At 43.4% G+C, this 20336-nt stretch carries 23 protein-coding genes; 5 read left to right on the forward strand and 18 right to left on the reverse strand.

Annotated features, from left to right (window positions below):
• Positions 1–67 precede the first annotated feature (67 nt).
• From FHQ08_RS03070 to FHQ08_RS03080, 3 genes are all read left to right on the forward strand, one after another.
• Complete coding sequence (locus tag FHQ08_RS03070) at positions 68–931, forward strand: ABC transporter ATP-binding protein (RefSeq protein ID WP_230912925.1); 864 nt, start codon at positions 68–70, stop codon at positions 929–931.
• On the forward strand, positions 921–1568 hold the full coding sequence (locus FHQ08_RS03075; RefSeq protein ID WP_230912926.1) for an ABC-2 transporter permease: 648 nt from the start codon (positions 921–923) through the stop codon (positions 1566–1568). The genes FHQ08_RS03070 and FHQ08_RS03075 overlap by 11 nt, the downstream gene beginning before the upstream one ends.
• A 186-nt stretch (positions 1569–1754) precedes the next feature.
• A complete protein-coding gene (locus FHQ08_RS03080) occupies positions 1755–2267 on the forward strand; it encodes a type 1 glutamine amidotransferase domain-containing protein (protein WP_230912927.1) in 513 nt (170 codons plus the stop codon).
• A 116-nt stretch (positions 2268–2383) separates the two neighbouring features.
• Here the strand turns inward: FHQ08_RS03080 and FHQ08_RS03085 are convergent, their stop codons facing one another.
• From FHQ08_RS03085 to FHQ08_RS03170, 18 genes are all read right to left on the reverse strand, one after another.
• Positions 2384–3676: a dihydrolipoamide acetyltransferase family protein gene (locus FHQ08_RS03085; RefSeq protein WP_230912928.1), complete on the reverse strand. Its 1293-nt coding sequence runs from the start codon at positions 3674–3676 to the stop codon at positions 2384–2386.
• Between the two features lie 18 nt (positions 3677–3694).
• Positions 3695–4684, reverse strand: coding sequence for an alpha-ketoacid dehydrogenase subunit beta (locus FHQ08_RS03090; protein WP_230912929.1), 990 nt, complete (start codon positions 4682–4684; stop codon positions 3695–3697).
• Entirely contained in the window at positions 4677–5693 is a 1017-nt protein-coding gene (locus tag FHQ08_RS03095) for a thiamine pyrophosphate-dependent dehydrogenase E1 component subunit alpha (protein ID WP_230912930.1), read from the reverse strand. Before FHQ08_RS03095 ends, FHQ08_RS03090 begins: the two co-directional genes overlap by 8 nt.
• 44 nt (positions 5694–5737) lie before the next feature.
• Positions 5738–7132: a dihydrolipoyl dehydrogenase gene (gene lpdA / locus FHQ08_RS03100; protein ID WP_230912931.1), complete on the reverse strand. Its 1395-nt coding sequence runs from the start codon at positions 7130–7132 to the stop codon at positions 5738–5740.
• Positions 7133–7149: 17 nt separating this feature from the next.
• A complete protein-coding gene (gene accA / locus FHQ08_RS03105; protein WP_230912932.1) occupies positions 7150–7929 on the reverse strand; it encodes a carboxyltransferase subunit alpha in 780 nt (259 codons plus the stop codon).
• Between the two features lie 2 nt (positions 7930–7931).
• On the reverse strand, positions 7932–8786 hold the full coding sequence (locus tag FHQ08_RS03110; RefSeq protein WP_230912933.1) for an acetyl-CoA carboxylase carboxyltransferase subunit beta: 855 nt from the start codon (positions 8784–8786) through the stop codon (positions 7932–7934).
• Entirely contained in the window at positions 8755–10167 is a 1413-nt protein-coding gene (gene accC / locus FHQ08_RS03115; RefSeq protein ID WP_230912934.1) for an acetyl-CoA carboxylase biotin carboxylase subunit, read from the reverse strand. The genes FHQ08_RS03110 and accC overlap by 32 nt, the downstream gene beginning before the upstream one ends.
• A 12-nt stretch (positions 10168–10179) precedes the next feature.
• Positions 10180–10605: a 3-hydroxyacyl-ACP dehydratase FabZ gene (fabZ, locus tag FHQ08_RS03120; protein WP_230912935.1), complete on the reverse strand. Its 426-nt coding sequence runs from the start codon at positions 10603–10605 to the stop codon at positions 10180–10182.
• 10 nt (positions 10606–10615) lie between these two features.
• Positions 10616–11092, reverse strand: a complete 477-nt coding sequence (accB, locus tag FHQ08_RS03125) for an acetyl-CoA carboxylase biotin carboxyl carrier protein (protein ID WP_230912936.1) — start codon at positions 11090–11092, stop codon at positions 10616–10618.
• 3 nt (positions 11093–11095) lie between these two features.
• The gene (fabF, locus tag FHQ08_RS03130; RefSeq protein ID WP_230912937.1) at positions 11096–12331 is read right to left on the reverse strand and encodes a beta-ketoacyl-ACP synthase II; all 1236 of its coding nucleotides are present in this window, start codon (positions 12329–12331) and stop codon (positions 11096–11098) included.
• 340 nt (positions 12332–12671) lie between these two features.
• Positions 12672–13406, reverse strand: coding sequence for a 3-oxoacyl-ACP reductase family protein (locus FHQ08_RS03135; protein ID WP_230912938.1), 735 nt, complete (start codon positions 13404–13406; stop codon positions 12672–12674).
• Positions 13407–13408: 2 nt separating this feature from the next.
• The gene (locus FHQ08_RS03140; protein WP_230912939.1) at positions 13409–14335 is read right to left on the reverse strand and encodes an ACP S-malonyltransferase; all 927 of its coding nucleotides are present in this window, start codon (positions 14333–14335) and stop codon (positions 13409–13411) included.
• Positions 14336–14337: 2 nt separating this feature from the next.
• The gene (gene fabK / locus FHQ08_RS03145; RefSeq protein ID WP_230912940.1) at positions 14338–15294 is read right to left on the reverse strand and encodes an enoyl-[acyl-carrier-protein] reductase FabK; all 957 of its coding nucleotides are present in this window, start codon (positions 15292–15294) and stop codon (positions 14338–14340) included.
• 17 nt (positions 15295–15311) lie between these two features.
• On the reverse strand, positions 15312–15548 hold the full coding sequence (locus FHQ08_RS03150; RefSeq protein ID WP_230912941.1) for an acyl carrier protein: 237 nt from the start codon (positions 15546–15548) through the stop codon (positions 15312–15314).
• A gap of 32 nt (positions 15549–15580) precedes the next feature.
• A complete protein-coding gene (locus FHQ08_RS03155; RefSeq protein WP_230912993.1) occupies positions 15581–16561 on the reverse strand; it encodes a beta-ketoacyl-ACP synthase III in 981 nt (326 codons plus the stop codon).
• Positions 16562–16585: 24 nt separating this feature from the next.
• Positions 16586–17044, reverse strand: coding sequence for a MarR family winged helix-turn-helix transcriptional regulator (locus FHQ08_RS03160; RefSeq protein WP_230912942.1), 459 nt, complete (start codon positions 17042–17044; stop codon positions 16586–16588).
• Positions 17034–17474 carry a 3-hydroxyacyl-ACP dehydratase FabZ family protein gene (locus FHQ08_RS03165; protein WP_230912943.1) on the reverse strand — a complete coding sequence of 147 codons (441 nt, stop codon included), beginning with the start codon at positions 17472–17474 and terminating at the stop codon, positions 17034–17036. Before FHQ08_RS03165 ends, FHQ08_RS03160 begins: the two co-directional genes overlap by 11 nt.
• A gap of 90 nt (positions 17475–17564) precedes the next feature.
• Entirely contained in the window at positions 17565–18263 is a 699-nt protein-coding gene (locus tag FHQ08_RS03170; RefSeq protein WP_230912944.1) for a uroporphyrinogen-III synthase, read from the reverse strand.
• 171 nt (positions 18264–18434) lie between these two features.
• Between FHQ08_RS03170 and FHQ08_RS03175 the strand changes: the two genes are divergently transcribed.
• Together FHQ08_RS03175 and FHQ08_RS03180 are read left to right on the forward strand one after the other, a co-directional pair.
• Entirely contained in the window at positions 18435–18878 is a 444-nt protein-coding gene (locus FHQ08_RS03175) for a MarR family winged helix-turn-helix transcriptional regulator (protein WP_230912945.1), read from the forward strand.
• Entirely contained in the window at positions 18875–20317 is a 1443-nt protein-coding gene (locus tag FHQ08_RS03180; RefSeq protein ID WP_230912946.1) for an MDR family MFS transporter, read from the forward strand. The genes FHQ08_RS03175 and FHQ08_RS03180 overlap by 4 nt, the downstream gene beginning before the upstream one ends.
• Positions 20318–20336: the final 19 nt, after the last annotated feature.

A 20336-nucleotide genomic window follows, 5' to 3' on the forward strand; every position in this document is an offset into this window, starting at 1 on the left:
AAAATTCGAAAATCGCACCCGTAAAGTTTAAAATGAATCATAATACTATCATAATTGGGGGATATCTATGACTGTTTTAGATGTGACTGCGCTCACCAAATATTATCCGACTTTTCAACTGGACAACATTTCTTTTCAGTTAGCTGCTGGAACGATCACTGGCTTTGTTGGTGCCAATGGTGCTGGTAAATCCACGACTCTAAAAGCGATTCTGGGTTTATTAAATATAGATCACGGCCAAATTACCTATTTTGGCAAGAATTTTTTTCATAACCAAACCGCGATCAAGCAAGATTTAGCCTTTGTGGATGGTGGTATCACGTACTTTCCCAGAAAAAAGCTACGTACCTTAACAGATACAACAGCCCGGTTTTATGCCAATTGGGATGCCCAACGTTATCAAACTTATCTGGAGAAATTCCAATTAGATGACCGCAAAACGCCCCATGAATTATCTACAGGGATGCGCATCAAATATGCTTTAGCTGTTGCTTTATCTCATCATGCCAAACTATTGATTCTTGACGAACCGACCAGTGGTCTAGATCCAGTTTCTCGCGATGAACTCCTGACCATCTTTTTGGATTTAAGGGCTCAAGGTGTGACGATTTTATTTTCAACGCACATCATTAATGATTTACAACAATGTGCTGATAATATTTTATACCTACACCAAGGTCAGTTATTATTTGATGCGCCGTTAACTGAATTACTGGCACGCTACCAATTGATTACCATTACTGATCCGACCGACCTATCGCAAGCTCAAAAGCAAGCCTTTCAATACGCTAAAGCCGAACAGGTCAATGGTCAAAAACTGTGGCGCGGCCTCACGCAGCAACCAGATTTATTTCTAGACAGCCAACGTTCCGCTGTAGACCTTGAAACTTTGATGGTTCATATTGAAAGAGGTGTCGCTCTTGTTAACTAATTTACGCAAAGAATTCAAACTAAGCTTACATCCTACTGTGCCCATTTTCTGGTTACTGAGTGCTTTAGTTTTAGTCCCTAATTACCCTTATTTAGTCATCTTCTTTTACACCACACTGGGACTCTTCTTTATTGAACTGAATTCTCGGGAAAACAATGACTTACGTTACAGCCTGCTATTACCACGCAGTAAAGCTGATATTGTCAAAACCCGGCTCTTCTTCATCATGATCATCGAACTGATTCAAGTTATTTTGATCCTGCCCTTTGCCTATCTACGCACACTTTGGTTGTCTGACCTCAATGTGATTCCTGGTCAAGCCAACTTAGCACTATTAGGTTTAGGTCTGACGCTATTAGGTCTGTTTAATCTCACCTTTTATCCCATTTTATTTAAAGACCCCACCCGGATCGGCCGTGCTTACATTTGGGGTACCATTGTTTTAACTATTGGCATTATTTTAGTTGAAACTTTATTCTTTATTAGTCCCTTTTTTCAAACCAATCTAAATGATCTAGCGCCGAAACACTTTATGGCTCAATTTTTAACTGGCTTTGTCGGCTTAGTACTCTTCTTTGGCTGCAGTCATTTTGCCAATTACTTCGCCACCCGCCATTTTGAACATTATGACGCCTGATTCGATTCGCCAACAGGTGTTTTTTTAATTTTAATAAACGTCGGAAATAAATTTAACTATTTAACGCCATTATAATAATGATTTAGGCATACGATTTTATTTTATAAGCCTAACTTTCGCCTAATTTTTGGGAAGCCTTTATGCTTAATAGGTAACATCAAATTCCTAGAGGAGGCCCAAATAAAGATGGCAAAAATTATTGTTCCAATGACAAATCTATTCGAAGATGTTGAATATACTGAACCAAAGAAAGCTTTAGAACAAGCAGGCCATGAGGTTACCTTAGTCGGTGAAACCGCTGGTGAAACGATCACAGGTAAGAAAGGTCTAGAAGTCACCGTAGATAAGGGTATCGATGATATTCAAGCAGCTGATTATGATGCTTTATTAATTCCTGGTGGCTTTTCCCCAGACCAGCTGCGCGCTGATCAGCGTATGGTTGATCTTGTCCAGCACTTCCTAGAAAATGACAAACCTGTCTTTGCCATTTGTCATGGCCCACAGCTCTTCATTCAAACCGGCCTCACGGAAGGTCGCAAAATGACTGCCTACCAAACCGTACAACCCGATCTGAAATATGCCGGTGCCCAAGTCAGTGACGATGCTGTCGTTATCGATAATAACTTGGTCACCAGCCGCAATCCCGATGACATCCCTCAATTTAATGAAGCCATCATAGCCCATCTGGAACACTTATAACAGAGCGCGAGTGAAGCTGGTCAGCTTCGGAGCACGAACTTAAAAACCACCTCGTATACAATGACGATCGTATACGAGGTGGTTTTTATTAGAGCAAAAAATTCAGATCGGTGTTTTTAATATAACTCAAATCCTGGTTTAAATTGCATGAGGTTGGCTTTGACATCTTTCAAGAAGCCCCCTGCAGCAACGCCGTCCAATAAACGATGATCCACAGACAGAGATAAATTGACCATATCGGCAATTTTGAAGCCTAAACCATCTGGTGTGGGTTTTAATTCCTTACGGATCGATTCAATCTGGATAATCGCTGCTTGCGGATAATTAATGATACCCATAGAAGCAACCGAACCAAAAGAACCCGTATTATTGACGGTAAAGGTTCCACCTTGCATGTCATCTGCCGTAATTTTACCCGTTCGTACAGCATTAGCTAACCGGGTAATTTCACTGGCAATGCCTTTAACAGATAAATTATCCGCATGTTTAATGACTGGCACGTATAATTCGTCACCCTTAGCTACGGCAATCGAAATATTGATCTCATGATGCGTCAAAATTTGATTATTTTGCCAAGAACTATTGATCCGTGGATGTTTGACCAGTGCTTGAGCTACCGCTTTTACAAAGAATGGGAAGTAAGTTAACTTGTATCCTTCCAACTGCTGGAATTTTGCCTTTTCAGATTGCCGTAATTTAACTAAATCTGAAACATCTTGCTCTACCATCATCCAACCATGTGGAATCTCAGCTTTACTTTGGACCATATGATCTGCAATGGCTTTACGGATGCTACTAGCTGGCTGCACGGTATCCGTCGCTAACCGCCCCATCAAACCAGACTGAACTGGTTTTGCTTGCGCCACTGTTTTAGCAGGTGTCGATTGAGGTGCTTGGGGCTGAGATCGTTGTGCCACAAAGTTTTCAACATCTTTACGTGTCAAACGACCTTGATGACCAGTGCCGGTAATTTGGTTAGGATCTAGTTGATATTTAGACAATAGTGTCGCCACAGCAGGTGAAAATCTTGGTCCAGCCGTTGTTGTTTCCGCAGCTGGCGTAGATTCTGCTGCTGTCGTGGCTGCTGTTGCCGGTGTTTGCGTCGTAGTCGGTGCGGGTGTGGTCGTTGTTTGATCATCATCTGAAGCATCGGCATCGGCATCGGCTTCAGTTTCCATCACAACGATTGGCGTGCCCACTGAAACGGTTTCGTCTACTGGCACCAAAATTTCTTTAACGGTGCCAGAGAAACTAGCTGGCACTTCAGCGACCACTTTAACCGTTTGAACTTCACAAATAGGATCGTACTCTGCAACCTGATCGCCAACTTTGACCAACCACTCCACGATCGTACCCTCAGTGACACTTTCGCCTAAGCGGGGCATGGTCATTTCTTTTTGCATTGCCATTCACTTCTTTCTGACAGACTAAAACTGTGCCAATTTTTCCATTACTGCTTGAACGTCGTCGGGTTGAACTAAGAATGCTTTTTCTAGGTTCTTCGCATAAGGCATAGCTGGTGTATCAGGACCGGCCAAGCGTTGGATCGGAGCATCTAAGTCAAACAGAGCTGATTCGTTAATAATGGCTGAAATTTCGCCTAATATACCACCTTGTTGATTATCCTCATTAACAAGCAGCACTTTACCTGTCTTTTTCGCTGCTGCAACGATGGTTGCCTTATCGAGTGGATACAAGCTGCGAATATCGACAACTTCAGTGGAAATGCCTTTTTTTGCTAAGGCTTCAGCGGCTTGTAACACGTATTGTAAGGTCATCCCATAACTCATGACCGTAAGATCGTCACCTTCACGTAACACTTGAGCCTTATCGATTGGTGTCAAAATCTCTTCATCTGGATCAATATCTGCTTTGATACTATGATATAACCGTTTATGTTCATAGAACAAAACTGGATCTTCACAGCGGATTGCACTTTTAAGTAGCCCCTTGGCATCCCGTACGGTTGAAGGCGTCACAATGCGTAACCCTGGTTGGCCCATAAATACTTTCTCAGTAGATTGAGAATGATAAAAGCCGCCACCAACGCCACCACCATAAGGTGCCCGAAAGACAACGGGTGCTGTCCAATCGCCTTGGGTGCGGTAACGCATCCGCGAAGCTTCAGAAATGATCTGATTCGTTGCCGGCAAAATATAGTCTGCAAATTGAAATTCAGCAACGGCGTGATGTCCAGTAACGCCAAGGCCAATGGCTAAACCAGCAATTTCGGCTTCACTTAGAGGCGAATTAAAGACGCGTTCATCGCCGTATTTTTGAGCCAAGCCTTGCGTGGCGTTGAAGACACCACCCTTAACACCACCGACATCTTCACCAAAAATCGTCAATGTTTCATCCCGAGCCAGTTCCTCATCCATCGCCTGGTTCAATGCCTGTAAATAATCGATCTCAGCCATAAATACCATTCCCCTTTTCTTTCGGTGCGTAGACTTGTTCTGTTAATGAAGCCACATCTGGGAGTGGTGCAGCTTCCGCTTGGTCAGTAGCGACATTGATCTGTTTTTTGATAGCTGCTTCTAAATCATCTAATTCAGCTTGTGTATAAATATCTTCGGTCAAAACTTGTTGTGTCATGGTCTTCAAAGGATCCTTAGCTTTTAAAGCAGCCAATTCAGCTTTAGAACGATAAATCCGCTGATTATCATCACTTGTATGATCCAACAAACGAATCACATTCATATTGATCAAAGTTGCGCCAGCACCAGTCCGCGCCCGGGCTACAGCATCTTTGAAAGCCAAATAAGTCGCTGTAAAATCTAAGCCATCGACATCGACACCTTTAATACCATAGGCGGCCCCACGGTCAGCCAGACTTTTGGCAGCATATTCTTCATCACTTGGAGTAGAAATCGCATAATGATTATTTTCGATAACAAAAATAGCCGGTAATTTCGCCACACCAGCAAAGTTCAAAGCTTCATGAAACTCACCCTCAGCCGTAGAACCTTCCCCGGTCGTTACCAGCGTCACCCGATCACTATGTTCTAACCGAGCACTATAAGCCACCCCCGTTGCTAGTGGAAATTGACTGGCAACCGTTGAAGCCTGTGAGACCACATTTAAATGTTTGGCACCATAATGATTCGGCATTTGGCGGCCATGAGACGAAGGCCCTTCAGCGCGGCCAAATGAGTCTAATAAAATATCTTTCATCGTAGCGCCCCACAGCATAAAAGCAGTCATATCACGATAATAAGGTAGAAAATAATCTTTTTTGATATCAAAAGCAGCGACCATAGCGGCCTGACCAATTTCTTGACCTTGGCCGGAAACATTGAAAGAGGTCTTCCCCGTACGTTGTAATTGAATCAATCGTTCATCGAGCCGTCTAGCACTTAAAATTTGCTTATAAATTGTCTGTAAAGTGGTCTTGGATAAACCACTATCCAATAATTGAGCTGTCATATTACACACTCCTTTAGACATTCTGTGCCTGGTTTTGAATCTTACTAAATATCCGTTGCCAAATCTTTCGTCATCAATGTTGCTTGCCGAACGGCTTCTGATAACGTTGGGTGGGGATGAATGGCGGCACCGATTTCTGTGGCTGAGGCATTCAAATATAAGCCCAAGCCGCCTTCCATGACCATGTCCGTTGCATGTGGGCCGATGATCATCAGTTGTAGCAGATCATCAGTGGTCGTATCCACGGTGACCTGTACTTGGCCCTCTGCTTCTCCTTCAATCAAGGCCTTGCCATTAGCTTGCAGTGGGAAAGTTCCCGTTTTGACTTGATCCTGTTTTTGTTGCGCAATCATAGTCGGCCCCACAACAGCCAATTCGGGATAAGTATAGATACATCTCGGAACTTGATCATAATCAATCGGCTCCACCGACTGCCCACTGATGAAATCAATGGCATGAATGCCCTCTGCCATAGCAACATGAGCCAGTTGAAGCGTATCAATACAATCACCAATTGCAAAGATATGGGGGAGACTCGTTTGATAATGGTTATCCACTTGAACCGTCCCTTTGGCTGTTAACTGTACTCCTGCTTCGGCAAGACCCATGCCTTCCGTTTGCGCCTGACGCCCAACGGCAACTAAAACTTGATCAGCCGTCAATTCTTGTGCCTTGCCTTGAGCATCTTCATAACCTACAACCACTTGCTCAGCAACAATTTTTGCAGACTGCACTTTGGCAGTGGTCGTGATTTTAAGCCCATGGCGTTTAAGAATTGGCAACAAGGCTCTTCCAGCAGCTACCGTCTCGGTAGGCAGAATATGGTCAGCATATTCTAAAACATTGACATCAACGCCCAAATCATTTAGTAAAGAGGCCCATTCCAAACCAATTGCACCGGCACCAATGATCACCATAGACTTAGGTAAATCCGTTTGCTCAAGCAATTCTTTAGAAGTCACAATCTTATGTCCATCAATTTCAATGCCAGGCAGTGTTTTGGGCTGAGCGCCAGTTGCTAAAATCAAGTTTTTAAAATGCAGCGTTTGGGTTGTTTTCTCGGTTGTTACCTGTATGGTCCGGCCATCTTGTAATTTACCAAAGCCAGAAATAACTGTAATTTTGTTCTTTTGCATCAAATAGGTCACCCCTTGGCGTAGCTGGGTAACCACCTTTTCCTTGCGTTGATGGATCTCATCAAACTGGAAAGATGCCTGTTCGTTATGTATACCAAAGTCGGCACTTTTTTGTACTGTACGTAATACTTCAGCACTCTTTAAGTATGTTTTTGTTGGAATACAGCCTTGATTCAAACAAACACCACCCAAAAGTTGTGCCTCGATCAAAGCAACTTTTAAGTGGTGTTTGGCCGCTTGAATGGCAGCTGTGTAGCCACCAACACCGCCGCCTAATACGACAACATCATAATTCGTATCCATAAATCTACCTTCATTTCTTAGAACTGACGGAATCTTGCCACTCGTTTTTCAATCAAGTCATCAGGTTCAAGCTCGCTTAAATCAGCTAACTTTAACATTAATTTCTTTTTCAATGTTTTAACCAAACGATCTTGATTCGTGGGCTCAGAGATAATTTGATCCACTATTTTCATGTCTAATAAGTCATTGGGGGTCAGCTTCATTAAATCAGCTGCTTCATCAGCTTTTTGGCTGTCTTTCCAAAGAATCGATGCAAACCCTTCCGGTGATAGCACCGAATAGATGGCATTTTCAAACATCCAAACTTCATCAGCACAAGCCAAGGCTAAAGCACCACCGCTACCACCTTCACCAAAGATAACCGCGATGAAGGGCACTTTTAAATCATAAGACGCCTCTAGCAGCGCAGCAATTGCTTCTCCTTGACCATGTGCTTCAGCGTCCGCACCCGGATAGGCACCTGCTGTATTGATCAACGTCACGATGGGGCGCCCAAACTTATTCGCTTGCCGCATTAAGCGTAGCGCTTTGCGATAACCTTCTGGCTCGGGATCACCATAGTGGGTGGCAATTTTATCTTCTACAGTTTCACCCTTTTGTGTCGCAATTATCGTGACGGGCCGTGCACCCAATAGACCAACACCACCAATAATTGCCGGATCATCGCCAGAACCGCGATCACCATGGAGTTCGACGAAATCTGTCAGCAGACCATCAATCAACTTCTGCGTTGTGATTTTGTCAGCGCTACGGGCAGCTTTCACAACTTCTGCTGCCGGTCGATTTTTTTGTGCCATCGTTATTTCGTCAACTCCCTTTTGTTTAGTCGCACCATTTGAGCAATAAACGCCCCTAAAGTCTCGCGCTTAATAATTGTATCCACGAAACCGTTATGTAATAGATTCTCGGCACTTTGAAAATCCTTAGGTAATTTTTTATTAATTGTTTGTTCGATCACTCGGCGTCCAGCAAAGCCGACTAATGTATGCGGTTCTGCCGCAATAATATCGCCTTGCATTGCAAAACTAGCTGTGACACCACCGGTCGTTGGATCAGTCAAAATGGTTAAATAAAACAAGCCTGCTTCATTATGCTTGGCAATTGCTTGCGAAATTTTTGCCATCTGCATTAAAGCTGGCATACCCTCTTGCATTCGTGCTCCACCAGAGGCTGTAAATAAAACCACCGGTAACTTTTGCTCAGTTGCTCGTTCAAACAGACGGGTAATCTTTTCGCCGGTAATCGTCCCTAAACTACCCATAATAAAGAATGGGTCCATGATCCCCAAAGCAATATCTGCCCCAGAAATCCGAGCACGACCTGTCCAAACCGAATCATTCAAATTCGTTTGTGCCTGAGCTTTTTGAAGTTTAGCGTCATACCCAGGAAATGCCAAAGGATCTTTTGTTTGTAGATCTTCATCCCAAGAAGCATAATCGGCAGTCAACATTTCTAAGCGTTCTAACGCCTTTAAGCGCAACCCATAACCACAGCTTGGACAAACGCGAAAGGCGCCATAGCTTTTATAATAAAACCCCTGTTTGCAGTGAGGACATTGGATAAACAAATTATCTGGCACTTTTTGCATATTTTGTTTTTCCGGCTGGCGGTGGGGATGCGTTTCAACGTACGGCTTTTTCTTGAAGAGATGCACGGCTTGGCGCCTCCTTTGCATGATCCTTGAGGTAGTTTTTGAGGAAATATTGTTCAATGTAGCTATTATTGGTCTTCCCAGCTAAGAAATTGGCATCATCCAATAACTTACGTTGAAAGTGTCGATTAGACTTAATGCCTTCAATATCCAACTCATCTAAGATTCGGCGCATCCGACCAATCGCTTCATCTCGAGTATCACCATGGGTAATAAACTTGGCGATCATCGAATCATAATAAGGCGACACTTCACCGCCAGAATAAACGCCACTATCGATCCGAACACCCATCCCGCCAGTTGGCAAATAAAGGTAATCAATATGTCCCGCAGAAGGCATAAAATTCCGTTTAGGGTCCTCCGCATTGATTCGGCATTCCAGTGCATAGCCATTGAGTTGAATATCATTTTGCGCAAATGGCAATTTTTCACCAGCGGCTACTAAAATCTGGGTTTTTACAAGATCCACTCCTGTAACCATCTCAGTGATAGGGTGTTCCACCTGAATTCGAGTATTCATTTCCATGAAATAAAAATGATGTTCTTGGTCCATCAAAAACTCAACTGTTCCAGTATTGATATAGTCAATGACCGTCGCCGCTTGTAATGCGACCTCACCTAAATGCTGCCGTTCTTCAGCGGATAATACAGGACACGGTGTTTCTTCCAAAACCTTTTGATGATTCCGTTGCAATGAACAATCGCGCTCTGGAAAATAAACCCCTTGCCCATGCTGATCACGAAAAATTTGAACTTCGACATGTTTCGCTGGTGAAATAATTTTTTCCAGATACATCGCACTATCGTTAAACGCACCTTTCGCTTCTCGCCGGGCATCTTGAAAGGCAGCTGCAAGTTCATCAGCGGAATTGACGCGCCGAATCCCCTTACCGCCACCACCAGCAGCTGCTTTGAGTAAAACTGGATAGCCCACAGAATCAGCTATTTTCCGAGCTTCAGCTAAGGAATCAACGGTACCAATACTACCAGGAATCACTGGTATGCCGTGGGTATGCATTGTGTGTCGTGCTTTAGCTTTATCGCCCATCAAATCGATTGTTTCAGGACGTGGTCCAATAAAGTCGATCTGACATTCAGCACACATTTGGGCAAATTCACTGCTTTCGGATAAAAAACCAAATCCAGGGTGAATGGCCTCTGAACCCGTTAAGATTGCGGCTGAGAGAATGTTTCGTTCATTTAAGTAAGAGGATACCGGCATGGCACCCCCCACACAAATAGCTTCATCCGCTAACTTGACATGCAAACTATTCACGTCTGCTTCTGAATAAATTGCTACGGAACGAATATTCAATTCTTTCAAAACCCTAATAATACGAACGGCAATTTCACCACGGTTTGCCACCAAGACCTTGTGATACATATAATTGCTCCTTTAAGAAACTAAGAAAGTTAGCGTTGCGGTACAAATTTCCTTACCAGCAACCATAACCCTACCTTCACCAATACCTGCATTTTGCTTAAGCTTTGTTAACTCAACCGCTAATTCCAACGTATCCCCTGGATAAGCCCAACCGTTAAAACTAGCCTTTTCAATGCCACCAAAAAAGGCAATTCGCCCTTTAAATTCTGGCAAAGACAATAAAGCCACTGCCCCTGCCTGTGCCATGGATTCCACCATTAACATCTGTGGATAACGCGCAATCCCATCAGCGTAGTCTTGTACCACAGCCTCATTATTAGTGATGTTCTTAATGGCTTGACAACTTTTGCCAGGCTGCACGTCAATTACTTTATCAATTAGCAGCATGGGGTAACGATGAGGCAAGATTTTTTTAATATCAAGTTCTACTTCAGCCATAAAAAGCTCCTTAATCTGGTTGGATCGTCATGAGTGGTTGATCATAATCAACCATTTCTTCATTATTCACATCAATGCTGACGATTGTGCCACTATAATCACTTTTCACTTCTGTTAACATCTTCATAGCCTCAACAACACAAACGGTTTGCCCTTTTTTAACGTGATCACCAACATGAACATAATTATCCTTATCTGGTGCGGGTTGTAGATATACCACTCCGACCAACTGTGCCTTGAGCACTTTAAAATTAGCCGAATCGTCTTTTTTTGAGGCTGGGGCCGCCGCAGCTGTGGCATTACCTTGCGTTTCAGAACTAGCCGCTGCTGTTGCTACTGGTACTGCTGCCGAGGTTGGAGCGGCCGCACGGGTTGCAACTTCATTTTTATTCAAATAAATATGTGCCCCGTCAAAATTTAAGTCCATCTCACGAACAGAAGAATCATCAAATGTTTTTAGTAGTTTAAATAATGTCTCTTGGTCCATCTTTTACACCCCACGCCATTTCTTCATTGCTAACACGGCATCATGACCGCCAAAACCAAAGGAATTGCTGATGGCGTAATCCACATCTTGTGTTTGATTTGCTTCCGTTACAAGATTAACTGGGCACGCTTCATCTTGCGTTTCTAAGCCAACATTCACTGGCAGCTTGCCCTTTTGTAAAGCAGCCAAAGTCGCAATTGCTTCAATTGCACCCGCTGCCCCTAACAAATGGCCCGTCATACTTTTAGTGGAGCTAACCAAGGCCTGTGATTTTTCACCAAATAACTGATGGATTGCTTGCGCTTCCATCGAGTCATTGGCTTTGGTGCTGGTCCCATGGGCATTAATGTAGCCAATTTGATCTGGTAAAATATCGGCTTCATCGATTGCTTGCTTCATCGCATTGATCGCACTTTGGCCACTTGGATCTGGCGAAGTCATATGATATGCATCGCACATACTGCCGTAACCAACGATCTCACCATAGATTTTGGCATGGCGTGCTAGCGCATGTTCTAAGTCTTCCAGAACTAAAGTCCCAGAACCCTCAGATAATAAGAAGCCAGCTCGATCTTTATCAAATGGAATCGACGCACGTTTTGGATCGGTTGCTTTGGTAATTGCCGTTAATGCTGCAAATCCAGCAACACCCATCACGTTGTTAGCCGCTTCAGCACCGCCAGAAATCATCATATCTGCTCGTCCTGATTGGATATGGTGAAATGCCTGACCAATTGCATCTGTGGAAGAAGAACAAGCAGTCACGATACACTGACACATATTTTTGGCATTAAAACGCATCGCAATATTGCCAGCTGCCATGTTGGCAATCGCTTCTGGAATAAACATTGGCGATACGCGATCAGCACCCTTATTGTTCATCTTAACAACTTGCTCAGTCATGGTTGTAATACCACCAATACCCGAACCAAAAATAACCCCTAGTCGTTCATCTGCCACTGTATTCTCGTCAAAGTCAGCATCTGTCATCGCTTCAATTGCTGAATAAACGGCATATTGGGAAAATAGATCCATTCGTTTTGTATCTTTTTTATGTAATCGGACGACTGGATCAAAATCCTTTACTTCTCCTGTCAAAGTGACATTCAAATCTGAGGCATCAAATTTCGTGATTGGTCCGGCACCAACTTTTTCGGCAAAAATATTATCAATAAAAGTCGGCGCGTCGTTTCCGATCGGTGTCACAGCACCAACGCCAGTAACAACAACTCTACGCAAAGTAACTCCTCCGCTTCTTTATCTTAAAAACAATGGCTGCGACTAGCATCAACCTTGCTGTCTGATTTCTAGCCACTTGCTTGTTACAAATCATTCGGTTCAAACGTGTTCCAAAAGGCAACGCCCTCTCCTAACGTCGAATTGCTCAACTGGCAAGCCCACCATTTTTCGCAATTCTCGTTAGTGCTCGGTCGCTGACCGCTTTTTGTCTTCTGCTCCTTAAACGTGTTCCAAAAAGCAACGCCCTCTCCTAACGTCGAATTGCTTAAATGGCAAGCCCACCATTTTTCGCAATTCTCGTTAGTGCTCGGTCGCTGACCGCTTTTTGTCACACTCTATTTTATTGCATGACCATACCGCCATCAACGGTAATCGTCTGACCAGTGATGTATTCATTTTCAGCTAAGAAAATAGCGGTGTGTGCGATTTCTTCAGGCTTTGCTGCTCGTTTCAATGGTATTTTAGCGACTAATTCTGCTTGGACTTTTTCGCTAAGGGCATCTGTCATATCGGTGGCCACCATACCCGGAGCAATAGCATTACAGCGAATACCGCGTAAAGCCCCTTCTAAAGCCGTTGTTTTAGTTAAACCCAAAATACCAGCTTTAGCGGCAGCATAGTTTGCTTGGCCAATATTGCCCGTCAAACCGACAACGCTGGCAATATTAATGATTGTCCCTGCTTTTTGCTTATACATTAGTTTCAAAGCTGGTTGCAAAACATTAAACGTGCCTACCAGATTGGTTTGTAATACTTGTTCAAAATCAGCACTTGTCATCCGCAACAACATTTTGTCATTGGTAATGCCAGCATTATTGATCAAAACATCTAATTGTCCATAGGTTTGTTTGATCGTTTTGATCATATTTTGGGCTTGTTCTGGGTCACTGATATCCCCAAGTACCTGTCCTGGCTGATGCGTTGCTTTTTCAAACAACTGCAATACCTCTGGTTTGAGCTCGTGACGACTATTTAGGATAACTTGCGCATCTTTTTGAGCAAAAGCTTGCGCCATCGCTAACCCGATGCCTCGAGAACTACCAGTAATAAATACAATTTTATCTGTCAAATTCACGTTTACATCGCTCCTTGGATCGCCGTGATCGTCTGCTCTAAACTTGCCTGGTTTTCAACATGATAAGTTTTAACACCTTTCAACGTCTTTTTGGTAAAACCAGTCAACGTGTGCCCCGGACCGACTTCAACTAGTGTATCAATACCCAACGCCCCTAATTGCACTAAACATTGGGCAAAGTGTGTCGGGTTGGTGATCTGGTCAATCAATGTCTCAGCCAAGTTCACATGATCAAACGGTTTTACTGTCGTATTACTGATTGTTGGTACCTGTGGGTCTTGAAAAGCCGTTTGCCGTAAATCGGCTGCTAAATTGGCTGCCGCATAAGTCATCAAAGGTGTATGAAATGCACCAGCCACCTTTAATGGAATTGTTTTGAATCCGTCAGCATCCAATAGACCTTGAGCTAGGTCAACAGCTTCAGCATCTCCACCAATTACAACTTGTTTCGCTGTATTATAATTGGCGATACTTACAAACCCATGATCGGTAATGCCCGCACAGATCGACGCCACGCGCTCATGATCTTTGGTCATTACGGCAACCATTTTGCCAGCTGTTTTTTCACTGGCTGCTTGCATCAATTGACCACGCTTCGTAACTAGCTGAATGCCAGACTGTAACGTCATCGCGTCGGCTGCGATCAAGGCACTATATTCCCCTAAACTCAAGCCTAAGTGCGCTTGTGCTACAGGTAACTGTGGTGCCAGTAATTGATGAACGCCTAGACTCATTGCTACAACCATCGGCTGTAACGTCGCCGTATTGGCTAAAGCTGCCGGATCTTGCACTTTAGCTTGAATGTCAAACCCACAAGCTTGACTAGCAGCATCGATCACCGTTCGATATTCGGGATAGTTATCATAAAGATCTTGGCCCATACCTTCATATTGAGACCCTTGACCTGAAAAAAGATAAGCTAATTTCATGATTAAACAAATCTCCCTGCATCAGATAAAAGTTGATCTGCTTGACCAACTACTTCTTGAATGATTTCTGCAGCTGGTTGTACTTTTTTGACCATACCGGCAATTTCACCAGCCATAAATGAGCCGGTTTCTTTGTCGCCTTCTTGGACAGCACGGCGCAAACTACCATTGCCTAATTCGTCTAATTTAGCAAAATCAGGTTCCGGTTTTTGAGCTTCTGCTTTTTCTAACTTCAGGAATTTCTTACTCATTTTATTCTTCAAAACGCGTACCGGTGAGCCTGCAAAACGTCCAGTTACTTGCGTATCAATATCTTTAGCCTTGATGACAGCTTTTTTATAATTCTCATGAATATTGGTTTCGCTGGCTGCTAAAAAGCGTGTGCCCATTTGAACACCAGCTGCACCTAGCATAAAGGCAGCAGCCACACCACGACCGTCGCCAATCCCACCAGCAGCAAAAACTGGAATGTCCACAGCGTCAACAACTTGTGGTACTAACGGCAATGTCGCCAATTGACCAATATGACCACCAGACTCGCCGCCTTCAGCGACAACGCCGTCCACACCGATGCGAGCCATCATTCGGGCTAAAGCAACAGAGGGCACAACTGGGACAACTTTACTGCCTGCCGCCTTAAAATCATCTATGTATTTCCCCGGATTACCAGCACCCGTCGTCACAACTGGGACATGAGCTTTGAGAACAACTTCAATAACTTCTTCAACAAAGGGCGACATGAGCATGACATTGACACCAAACGGCTTGTCCGTTAATGAACGTGCCACTTTGATCTGTTCAGCCACAACGGCTCCTGGTGCATTTCCAGCGCCGATAATGCCTAACCCACCGCCATTTGAAACAGCAGCAGCTAATTGACCATCAGCGACCCAGGCCATGCCACCTTGGATGATAGGATACTTAATGCCAAGTTCTTGAAAAAATGGCGTAGCTTTCATTACTTCAGGCTCCTTAATTAAGCTTGTTTTTCGACAAATTCAACGAGATCTTTAACCGTATCGATGCCCTCTTCAGCTTCGATTTTAACGTCAAATTCATCTTCGATTTCGTTGATAATTTCAAAGATATCTAAGCTGTCAGCATCAAAGTCGTTTTTAAAATTAGATTCCATCTTAACTTCTTCAGGTTCTTTATCTAATTGATCTGCAATGATTTCTTGAATTTTTTTGAATGTTTCTTCGTTGTTAGCCATGTTTAATTACCATCCTTAATTTAATTTGTTTGTTAAAATTTAATAATTTCAGTACCCAATGTTAGGCCACCACCAAAGCCACTTAAAGCAATGGTGTCACCGCGTTTGATCTTACCAGCAGCATTTAATTCATCTAATAAGATTGGCACACTGGCAGCAGATGTATTCCCATAATTAGCAATATTCATAGGAAACTTCTCGATTGGTTGTCCTAATCGTTTGGCGATACTCTCAACAATTCGATAGTTGGCTTGATGCAAGACGAATAAGTCAATCTGATCTAAAGTTAAATCCGCTTGTGCTAAAGCACGTTCGATTGACTTCGGAACATTACGTGTTGCAAAGGCATAGACGGCACGACCATCCATCGTGACCCATTTTCCAGGATTATCAGCGGTTGCCCCATCATTAAATGGCGACTCGTTAGTCGTTCCGGCCATAGTGATCTTATCACCAAGGTCACCCATACTTAACAGATCTTCACCTAGGAACATATTGCCAGCGGCAGCATCCTTTTCTACCAAAACACCACCAGCGCCATCGCCAAACAGCACAGCAGTCGTCCGATCAGACCAGTCTGTATATTTGGATAATACCTCAGCGCCAATTAAAATGCCCTTCTTATATGTAGGATTTGTAAATAGGCCACGCAATACGCTCATCCCATAAATAAAGCCGGAACAAGCGGCATTAAGGTCAAATACAAAAGCTTTACTGGCACCAATTGCCTTTTGTACTTCAGCAGCAGCGGTTGGCACAGCTTCAGAAGCACTGGCAGTCGCAACGATAATAAAATCAATATCTGCACCAGAAATGCCACCTTTTTGGATCAATTCATTGGCAACATTGACTACCAAATCCGTGGTATCTTCATCAGTGACAACGTGGCGCTGCCGAATACCGGTTCTCGTTCGGATCCATTCATCGTTTGTATCCATCATTTTAGACAAGTCATCATTCGTGACGACTTTGCTTGGTACATAATGTGCTGTTTGGGTGATTTTTAGCAAGATTGTCCCTTCCTTTATCTGCAATGTTTAGTTGGCAACTAAGCGCCGATCACGCTCTAAAAACTCGATCAAATTATCAACTGCTCGCTCGATCAAACTGACTTCTGAAGTTGAGAAACCGTTTAAAAACGAAGTAACCATTTTATTGTGAAACTCAGCGTGTAGGCGGTAAACACAGCGGCCCTTACGCGTCAAACCAAGACGAACGATGCGCCGATCTGTACTGCCTTGTGCACGTTGTACATAACCTTTACGGACCAAATTATGAATCGTAGCCGTCAGTGTTCCCGGACGTACGGATAATTCTCGGGAAACTTCTGAGCTGGTCTTATGCTGATGCAAAGAAATCGCATTGATCGTATGGATTTCCTTGATTGACAGGTCACTAAAGGGCCCCGTTTTTAGTGCTTGTTCCTCAATCGTCAAAATATCTCGATAAGCTTTTACCAGTTTATCGTTGATCCGCTTCTCAATTTCATTGGACACTAGGGTGACCACCTTTGACTGCAAAAATAATCTTTGCTTGACATGCTTTTTGATCTGCCAAAAAGACAATGCCTTTGAAAGTCAATGTCTGTGTCGTACGCTCGACCAACTGCACATCATAGGTAAGTTCACTTCCGGGCGCAACCGTTTTGCGGAATTTCACTCGACTCAAAGCCTGCAGTGTGACATCTAAATCAGGTGCCTCGAGTTTTAAAAATAACCGCGTTGACTGCTGTAGGCCTTCGACCAGTAACACACCTGGCACAACTGGCTCACTAGGAAAATGGCCTTGAAAATAAGGCGCATCTTCTGAAATGAATTGATGTGCCACAATATGTTGTGCATCCGTCTCCAGAACCTGATCTACCATCAACTGCTCATGTTGCTCTGGAATCAGCTTCGTGATCTCCGTTGTTGAGAGTTTAGCCACAGATAAACCTCCTAAAATTATTTCAATCATCAAAATAATTGACTAGCAAATAGTACCCTTATCAATAAAAGTTGTCAAATTTCACTGTATTCAAACGATCATTTTCACGGCCATTTCCAAAGCTGGTTCATTCTTTCGATGGGGAAAAATAACGCGGTAGCCTTGTGACTTAATAACTTGTGCGCTGCGGTGATTTAAGGTGACAAAGATGGCAGTAATATCTGGTTCCAGAGCAATAATTTTTTCAAAAGCCGGCAGATCAGATATCAAAATATGTGTGTAGTGCTTGGTTCGCAACAGACGTCTTAAATTCGTACTCGTTTCATAACTTATATGATAGAAATAAGTTGTTAAGGCTTGCCAGTTCGGCTTATTTAAATTCAGCGGGTGATATTTCCTTGAAATATCTGACCGCAACCATAAAACGGCCTCATCCGCAAACATGCGAGCGCGCAACATAGTCGCTAATGAATCTTGTTGCTCACTGCGGCTTAAGATCACTGTATTGAATCCTTGTTTACGTGCAAAGGTTTCAATTATTGGACTGGTGGTCGCGATCTTAGGTTTGACCGACCGTTTTTGAAAAAATGGCGCAACCGCTTCTAAAGCATAACGGTTCGTGACTGCCAACATGTCTGCTTGGTAAAGTTGATTGATAGCCTTCTGGTGTAAATGCACCGGCTTTAATTCATGTAAATTCACAAAATCTGCCTGTGCTAATAACAGCTCTGTCAGCAATTTTGGCGGCAGACTCATTTGGGGACGCGTCACTAGAATTCTTGGTGCCATATCTACTCCTTAATTATCAAACCAGATTTCAAACCGAATATCATAGGAATAATAATAGCATAATTTTCATGTAAACACCGCAAAGCCGAGGTATATTTGACTTTAAATGCAAATGGGCGGACAATATCACTTTAATTGTTCGTATGCGAACCATTTGAAAAAGGAGGCCGTATGACTCAAAAACAAATTGAATTGCTTCAAAAAGTGCTATCACAAAATCGCCAGCTTCGCCGCGTGACCCGTCAGCTATCAGCTCAAGTTGCTAATAAGCGGCAAGTCACTTACACCCAGCTATTGACCTTAGAGATTCTCAAGACACATCCCGGCTTAAATTTGAATGAATTAGCCGCCCAGCTGCATCTGTCAAAAAGTTCGGTTTCCGGAATTGTTGATCGACTGCTGAAAAATAAGCTGATTTATAAGCAAAAAAAAATTGCCGATCAACGACAACTGACCTTGCATCTAACCCAAACAGGCTCCAAACTCGCCATTTCAGCTTACGCCGAATTTTATGAGCAATTAACAGCTTTATTAGACTTAGATACGGAAGAATTAGAACAGTACTTAACGATTCAATTAAAAATTATAAAAAAACTGGAGGCGGTTTATCAATGAACATCACACGTCGTGACCGCAACATTTTGTTGATCGTCATGATCGGAAACTTCTTAGGTTTCTTGAACCAAACTTTAATGAACGTCGCACTACCTAGTATTATGCGCGAATTTAGCATCTCTGCCAGCCAAGGTCAGTGGTTAGCTAACGGTTATATGTTGATCAATGGGGTCATGATCCCTTTGACAGCTTTTCTAATGAATCGCTTCAAAACTAAGCATCTTTATTTGACCGCTATGACTATGTTTACTGTGGGTACTATTTTAGGCGGCCTAGCACCTCAATTCTGGATTTTAATTATGGGGCGCATGTTCCAAGCAGCTGGTACAGGCATTTTAATTCCTTTAATGAATGTTATTACGATGCGTATCTTTCCAATTGACCGTCGCGGTCGCGCCATGGGCTTTATCGGGTTAGCCATGAACTTTGCGCCCGCCATTGGCCCTACCTTATCAGGCTATATTGTCACAAATTTCTCTTGGCGGTACTTGTTCTACATGGTCACACCTTTAGCTATTCTCGACGTGATTTTAGCCGCCTTTCTGTTACAAAACTACGGTGAAACTACTAAGCAACGGTTCGATATAGTTAGTATCAGCTTGTCTATTCTTGGTATGGGAAGCTTATTAGCCGGACTGAGCAACGCTGGTGATGGCGACTGGCTCACTTGGTCGGTCATCGGCTTGATCTTCATTGGTGCAGCAATTATCTTTGCTTTCATCCGTTTGCAGTTGAAGCGGCCAGTGCCATTATTAAACTTCGACGTTTTCAAATATCGAAATTTCACACTAGGTGTGGTCACCAATATTTTTGTCATGATGGCATTATATGGCGGCACTTTATTATTACCATTATTTATTCAAAATGTTCAGAATCAGTCGGCTCAGATTTCTGGGCTCGTGCTTTTACCAGGTGCCATTATTACGGCAATCATGTCGCCGATTTCTGGTAATCTCTATGATCGGTATGGCGCCAAATATCTTAGTTTTAGTGGTTTGCTTGTCTTAGCAGTCAGTACTTTCCTATTCGCAAACTTAAAACAAAATACCAGTATTCCTTATATCATTATCAGTCAATCGGTGCGCAGTTTAGCAATTGGTTTGGTCACAATGCCACTGCAAACTGAAGCACTTAATGCCTTACCTCGAGAACTGATTCCCCACGGATCAGCGATGTACACCACGATCCGCCAAGTTTCTGGTTCGGTTGGCACAGCTAGTTTGATTACGGTGATGAGTCTTGTTGCGCGCACAAACACCACGCGTCTAGGTGCTCGCTTAGCCCAACTGCATGGGATCAATATCGCGTATGCCGTTTGCGGCGTATTAGCGATTGTCGGCGCGTTTTGTGCTTTGAAGTTGACCCCACGCAATAAACAGCCCCGCTTTCCGGACACCGTTGAGCACAAAGATCTTCATGCGTCCACACCCGTTGACTAATTGGATTGCTTCCACTTAT

Origin of the sequence: Agrilactobacillus fermenti (genome assembly GCF_021030645.1) — a bacterium.
Lineage (GTDB): Bacteria > Bacillota > Bacilli > Lactobacillales > Lactobacillaceae > Agrilactobacillus > Agrilactobacillus fermenti.

Coding starts and splice junctions, on each gene's coding strand:
- FHQ08_RS03070 (WP_230912925.1), top strand. CDS start 68: ATGACTGTTTTAGATGTGACTGCGCTCACCAAATATTATCCGACTTTT.
- FHQ08_RS03080 (WP_230912927.1), top strand. CDS start 1,755: ATGGCAAAAATTATTGTTCCAATGACAAATCTATTCGAAGATGTTGAA.
- FHQ08_RS03085 (WP_230912928.1), bottom strand. CDS start 3,676: ATGGCAATGCAAAAAGAAATGACCATGCCCCGCTTAGGCGAAAGTGTC.
- FHQ08_RS03090 (WP_230912929.1), bottom strand. CDS start 4,684: ATGGCTGAGATCGATTATTTACAGGCATTGAACCAGGCGATGGATGAG.
- FHQ08_RS03095 (WP_230912930.1), bottom strand. CDS start 5,693: ATGACAGCTCAATTATTGGATAGTGGTTTATCCAAGACCACTTTACAG.
- lpdA (WP_230912931.1), bottom strand. CDS start 7,132: ATGGATACGAATTATGATGTTGTCGTATTAGGCGGCGGTGTTGGTGGC.
- accA (WP_230912932.1), bottom strand. CDS start 7,929: ATGGCACAAAAAAATCGACCGGCAGCAGAAGTTGTGAAAGCTGCCCGT.
- accC (WP_230912934.1), bottom strand. CDS start 10,167: ATGTATCACAAGGTCTTGGTGGCAAACCGTGGTGAAATTGCCGTTCGT.
- fabZ (WP_230912935.1), bottom strand. CDS start 10,605: ATGGCTGAAGTAGAACTTGATATTAAAAAAATCTTGCCTCATCGTTAC.
- accB (WP_230912936.1), bottom strand. CDS start 11,092: ATGGACCAAGAGACATTATTTAAACTACTAAAAACATTTGATGATTCT.
- FHQ08_RS03140 (WP_230912939.1), bottom strand. CDS start 14,335: ATGAAATTAGCTTATCTTTTTTCAGGTCAAGGGTCTCAATATGAAGGT.
- fabK (WP_230912940.1), bottom strand. CDS start 15,294: ATGAAAGCTACGCCATTTTTTCAAGAACTTGGCATTAAGTATCCTATC.
- FHQ08_RS03150 (WP_230912941.1), bottom strand. CDS start 15,548: ATGGCTAACAACGAAGAAACATTCAAAAAAATTCAAGAAATCATTGCA.
- FHQ08_RS03170 (WP_230912944.1), bottom strand. CDS start 18,263: ATGGCACCAAGAATTCTAGTGACGCGTCCCCAAATGAGTCTGCCGCCA.
- FHQ08_RS03175 (WP_230912945.1), top strand. CDS start 18,435: ATGACTCAAAAACAAATTGAATTGCTTCAAAAAGTGCTATCACAAAAT.
- FHQ08_RS03180 (WP_230912946.1), top strand. CDS start 18,875: ATGAACATCACACGTCGTGACCGCAACATTTTGTTGATCGTCATGATC.